This window comes from Schlesneria sp. (assembly GCF_036405755.1).
Classification (GTDB): Bacteria; Planctomycetota; Planctomycetia; order Planctomycetales; family Planctomycetaceae; genus Schlesneria; species Schlesneria sphaerica.
In genome coordinates, this window is record NZ_DASWWZ010000467.1 from 1 (window position 1) to 4,454 (window position 4,454).

The 4,454-nt window shown below is 55.7% G+C and carries 5 protein-coding genes and 1 pseudogene; 1 reads left to right on the forward strand and 5 read right to left on the reverse strand.

Annotation, left to right across the window (positions count from 1 at the left end; genetic code table 11):
• From VGE80_RS15950 to VGE80_RS15970, 5 genes are all read right to left on the reverse strand, one after another.
• Positions 1 to 1,240, reverse strand: a 1,240-nt coding sequence (locus VGE80_RS15950; protein ID WP_440593362.1) for an NADH-quinone oxidoreductase subunit D, incomplete at its 3' end; no start/stop codon positions are given.
• Between the two features lie 210 nt (positions 1,241 to 1,450).
• On the reverse strand, positions 1,451 to 1,975 hold the full coding sequence (locus VGE80_RS15955) for an NADH-quinone oxidoreductase subunit C (RefSeq protein ID WP_397571604.1): 525 nt from the start codon (positions 1,973 to 1,975) through the stop codon (positions 1,451 to 1,453).
• Positions 1,976 to 2,071: 96 nt separating this feature from the next.
• The gene (locus VGE80_RS15960; protein ID WP_397571605.1) at positions 2,072 to 2,647 is read right to left on the reverse strand and encodes an NADH-quinone oxidoreductase subunit A; all 576 of its coding nucleotides are present in this window, start codon (positions 2,645 to 2,647) and stop codon (positions 2,072 to 2,074) included.
• 7 nt (positions 2,648 to 2,654) lie between these two features.
• The gene (locus VGE80_RS15965) at positions 2,655 to 3,107 is read right to left on the reverse strand and encodes a DUF2203 domain-containing protein (protein WP_373650175.1); all 453 of its coding nucleotides are present in this window, start codon (positions 3,105 to 3,107) and stop codon (positions 2,655 to 2,657) included.
• A 187-nt stretch (positions 3,108 to 3,294) separates the two neighbouring features.
• A complete protein-coding gene (locus VGE80_RS15970; protein WP_373650174.1) occupies positions 3,295 to 3,864 on the reverse strand; it encodes a NuoI/complex I 23 kDa subunit family protein in 570 nt (189 codons plus the stop codon).
• A 374-nt stretch (positions 3,865 to 4,238) separates the two neighbouring features.
• Here VGE80_RS15970 and VGE80_RS15975 point away from each other — a divergent pair.
• Positions 4,239 to 4,454: pseudogene (locus VGE80_RS15975) on the forward strand (hypothetical protein); the annotation flags it as partial.

Consider the following 4,454-nt stretch of genomic DNA (forward strand, 5'->3'; position numbering starts at 1 on the left):
CGCCCATCACGATGTCGAGCGAACCGACGATGGACGGAATATCGGCGATCAGCACACCCTGACACAGAGGGCCGGTGATGGACAGATTACAGAAGCACGAACTTTTGGCACGTGCCCGAAACGGCTCCGCATCGCCATCGCCAACGATGTAGAAGCCCATCGAACCCTTGGGGCATTCCGTTTCCAGATACACCTCGTCTGTCGGCAGCTTCTGATTCATCTTGAAGGGGACTCGATAGTCTCCCTTCGTCGTTGGATATCGATCAAGTGCCTGTCGAACGATCTCGATCGACTGCGCGACTTCCATCATCCGCACAAAGAACCGAGACCAGTTATCCCCCAGTCGCACTTCAGGAGGGATCTTTCCGAAGGTCGAATCGGTGAAGGGAGCCACTGGAATTTTGAAGTTGTAGCCTTCATACATTCGTGTGTAGATGGGCTCACCGTCTCGCCGCAGGTCGTAGTCGACACCGCTGCCTCGCAGCACGGGCCCGGTACAGCCGTAGCTCATCGCCATTTCGGGACTGAGAATCCCCAACCCTGCCGTCCTCTGCACGAAAATGGCATTCCGCGTAAGCAGCGTATGGTATTCCCTGATTCGGGGCCCCATCCAGTCGAGAAACATCCGCAGTGCATCCGACCAGCTCAGGCTCAAATTAGGATCCCGGCCCGTCAGTTGTGCCAACCCGGGCGGAATTGTGATCTGATCTGGCAGATCATGAGTCGCACCGCCGATCGTGAGATAGCTGTATGTCAGACGTGCACCGCAGACTTCTTCGAACAGGTCGAGAATGATTTCGCGTTCGCGAAACGCGTACAGGAACGGGCTGAAAGTCCCCAGATCAAGCCCATAAGCCCCCATACCCACGAGATGACTGGCAATACGATTGAGTTCACTGATGATGACCCGCAGCGTCATCGCCTTCTCGGGAACTTCCATCCCGATCAACTTCTCGATAGCGAGACTGAATCCAAGATTCATGTTCATCGCAGCGAGATAGTCCATCCGGTCGGTGTAGGGAATCCACTGAGGCGGCGACAGGTTTTCACCAATCTTCTCGGCACAGCGATGCAGATAACCAATGTGGGGCGTCACCTCGTGAACGATCTCGCCGTCCGTTCGCAGCAACAGTCGCAGCACTCCGTGAGTACTCGGATGCTGCGGCCCCATGTTCACCAGCATTTCATCGGTGCGAACATCAAACTCAACGATGCGGGGGTCTTCGAGTGTCAAGCTCATGATGTCTTTCATCCAGGGGCAAAACCATGGATCTCTTTACGAGGTGATCGAATTCGCAATTGAGTTCGTTGCAGACCAGTGAATTGCCCCCTTGCAGAGAAGGGGATTCACTCGCAAATCGACTTTGATAAACCAGACTGGCACTGTCCACAAAACCAGTCTGTACCGAGATCAGGATGAACGGCCGAACCAGCAATCCTGTCTGCAGACTCACTTCCCACGCACGCCGTGATATTCCAGCGGAAACTCATAATCTTTCCGCAGCGGATGGCCTTCCCAGTCTTCAGGACACAGGATCCGCCGCAAGTTAGGATGATTCGTGAAGCGGATTCCCACCAGGTCGTATGCCTCCCGCTCGTGCCAGTCAGCAATCCCCCAGACATGCGCGACAGAAGGAACTTCGGGCAGCTCGCCCGCCACCCCATCTTTCCAGCGAGGGACCTTCACCTTGAGCTTGCAACGATGTTTCAGCGAGTAGCTGTAGAGATGATAGACGACTTCGACGTGCGGCTCGCAAGGAGTCTTTTTCTTCGGATCCGTCTCCAGCCAATCGGCGCCCGTCAGATCATTAAGCGCCTCGAATTTCAGCTCGGGATCTGATCGAAGAGACTCGCAGACGACCGCAATTGAACGCGCGGCCACTTCAATCCACGGGTCCTTCGTCTCAACTTTCAGGTCGACGATCGCATCGCCAAACTGCAAGACCAATCTCTGATGGATATCTTGGATCTGCATAGTTTTCGTCTCTTGCTGCGGCAGGTGCGGCCCAGGTCACCGTCGACCACTCAATCCAACCCCGAATCGCCGACGTCTAAGCCCGGAACGTCTCAGCTAACTGGCGGTGACTGGGGGAGTCTTTTTCGTGGAAAGATGCGACAACGGACCGGCGGGGGAACCAATCTTGTTCTTCTGCTCGATCGTCGAGCGGACCCAGTCGAGGTCTCCGCGTTTCCAGACGTAAGCAAAACCAACCAGGAGTACGGCGAAGAAAGCGGCGACATCAATGAATGCCGTCCAGCCCAGCTTCAAAGCCGTCGCCGCACTGATCGCCGATTCATGAGTGACTGAGCCAGGGTTGGCAGACAGCAATTGCTCTGAGAGGAGACGCCGAGCTTCCAGCGACAGGGCGGGATCAGCCAGTTGCATCGTCGTCCCGAAGACGGTCGCCCAAGGGAAGAAGAAGACCACTTCCACATCGAAGATAATGAACAGCAACGCGACAACGTAGAACCGCAGGTCGAACTGGATATAGCTGCTGCCGATTGACGGCTCACCGCACTCGTAGCTGGCGTCCTTTTCGGGTGTCGGCACCCGGGGACGAACGAGCTTTCCGATCAGAAGCGGTGTAATCAGAAAGACAATGGCGAGGACGGTGAAGACCAGAAAATGTCCGACAACTTCAGTCATGGCAGGATCATTCCTTCGGAGTGACGTCGGTCTCTGTCTCGGTCAGTTTTTCCCGGCCTTGAAAACCGGCATCAATCGTATGCCAGAAACCGACGACAGGCTCACCCAGCTTCCAGCACAGACAAACTTCTTCGCCGTCGCGCATGGCGGGGAAGTCGACAAGCCCCATCACGGGATCTTTGAACTCAACGCCCAGTTCCAGCAATTCGTCGATATAACCTTGCAGGCGTTCGACGTCGCGTTCCAGCTCACGACGAACCTGCTCGACCTCTTCGCTGTACGGATCGTCGGGTCGGGCGTCCTTTGACCGACCTCGGGTGATCCTCATGAGACGTTCTTCACGGTCACGAACCTCGGGGTACAACTCGACGATATCACTGACGATTGCACGCACCAGTGGCAAAGTCTGATTTGCCGAGGCGACCGAAAAATACTGACGCGGAGCCAGCTTGGCACTCATCGAAACTCCCTGGTTTGGCTACCGCTCCGCAGCAGCAGGATTTCGCGTAGAACGACCGGAACGCTCGGTATAACAATGCGGGTGCATTGTTTCATCAGTACTCGGAACCACAACTACAACTCGGGAACTGACGTCCCCTGATAGCCATTACACTTCTAAAAACGTGGATGACAACAACAACGCCTTTTTACTCTTCAGACGGAGTGAATTGGAATGGACTTTCTTCCCCTTTCACCCAGACTGGCTCATAAAGCACCTTCGACTCGGCCACTGCCGTCGGGTTCAACGTCGCCTGTCCCCAGGCAACTTCCAATGGCAGCTTGGCGTAGTCGACAATGCAGCCATCACGACTATAGCAGCTCAGATCGTGGTTCGAACCCATGAATATGCAGTCCACCGGACAAGGCTCGACACACAATGCACAGAACATGCATTTTGTGTAGTCAATGGTGAAGCCATTCACACGAAAGCCCTTGCCGACCGGGCTCTTCTCTTTCTCGATATAGATACAATCGACCGGACAGGCGACTGCACATTTTTCGCAGCCGATGCAGGTCGTCAGATCGAATCGATGGAAACCGCGGTACCGGGCTTTGACGGGGATGGGAACTTCAGGATATTCAAAAACTTCAGTGAACGTCTTTCGGCGGTAGGTCAGGAGCATGGTCCGCATGGTGACCCACATCCCCTGCAGTAGCGTCGAAACTGCGACGTAGACATTGCGGCACCAGTCTCGGAAGTTCAGAATTGCCTGCATGAAAGGGGTCTCATCTTATCACGCCGTGCGGGACGCTCGCCGTTGCGTCAGCTGTGAAGTCAGATCACTGCGCATGACTCCACTGCAATCTCAGACCGTTGAGGATTATAGGCCACCTCCCCCCCAACGCAAGCGACGGGTCCCACCCGGCGCGCATGATCTCACAAGTGAGAAGAGCGGATTCAGCAAATCTTGCCCACGCACGCATCACTGATGCGGTGTGCATTCCCGCGCGAATGTTGATCCCGCCCTCGGGAAGCTTTCCCCCCGTTCCACACTTTGCAGTTGAAATTCACGCATCCGCGGCTTATTCCGTCATTGTCACTGCGCTTCGACAAAGGATCACACTCGTTCGTTTGACCCCGGAGTCTGTCATGAATCCAACCCACTGGTCTCGACGTCAGTTCTTCGGTCTCGCAGCCGGCGGAAGCATCGCCGCGGGATCGCTCCCCAACCTGCTGGCTCAAGACCCAGAGCGTCAGCCTGATGGCCGCCCCCGCGTGACGAAGTCGCGATCCACTTCCGGCGACAAGGTCATCGAACCTGACTGGAATGAACGTCTCTCACTGACGGTGGGGCAAAAGGAGGGA

Bases quoted from the DNA above. Each gene is read 5' to 3' on its own strand.
- VGE80_RS15955 (WP_397571604.1), bottom strand. From the start codon at position 1,975: ATGCAGATCCAAGATATCCATCAGAGATTGGTCTTGCAGTTTGGCGAT.
- VGE80_RS15960 (WP_397571605.1), bottom strand. From the start codon at position 2,647: ATGACTGAAGTTGTCGGACATTTTCTGGTCTTCACCGTCCTCGCCATT.
- VGE80_RS15965 (WP_373650175.1), bottom strand. From the start codon at position 3,107: ATGAGTGCCAAGCTGGCTCCGCGTCAGTATTTTTCGGTCGCCTCGGCA.
- VGE80_RS15970 (WP_373650174.1), bottom strand. From the start codon at position 3,864: ATGCAGGCAATTCTGAACTTCCGAGACTGGTGCCGCAATGTCTACGTC.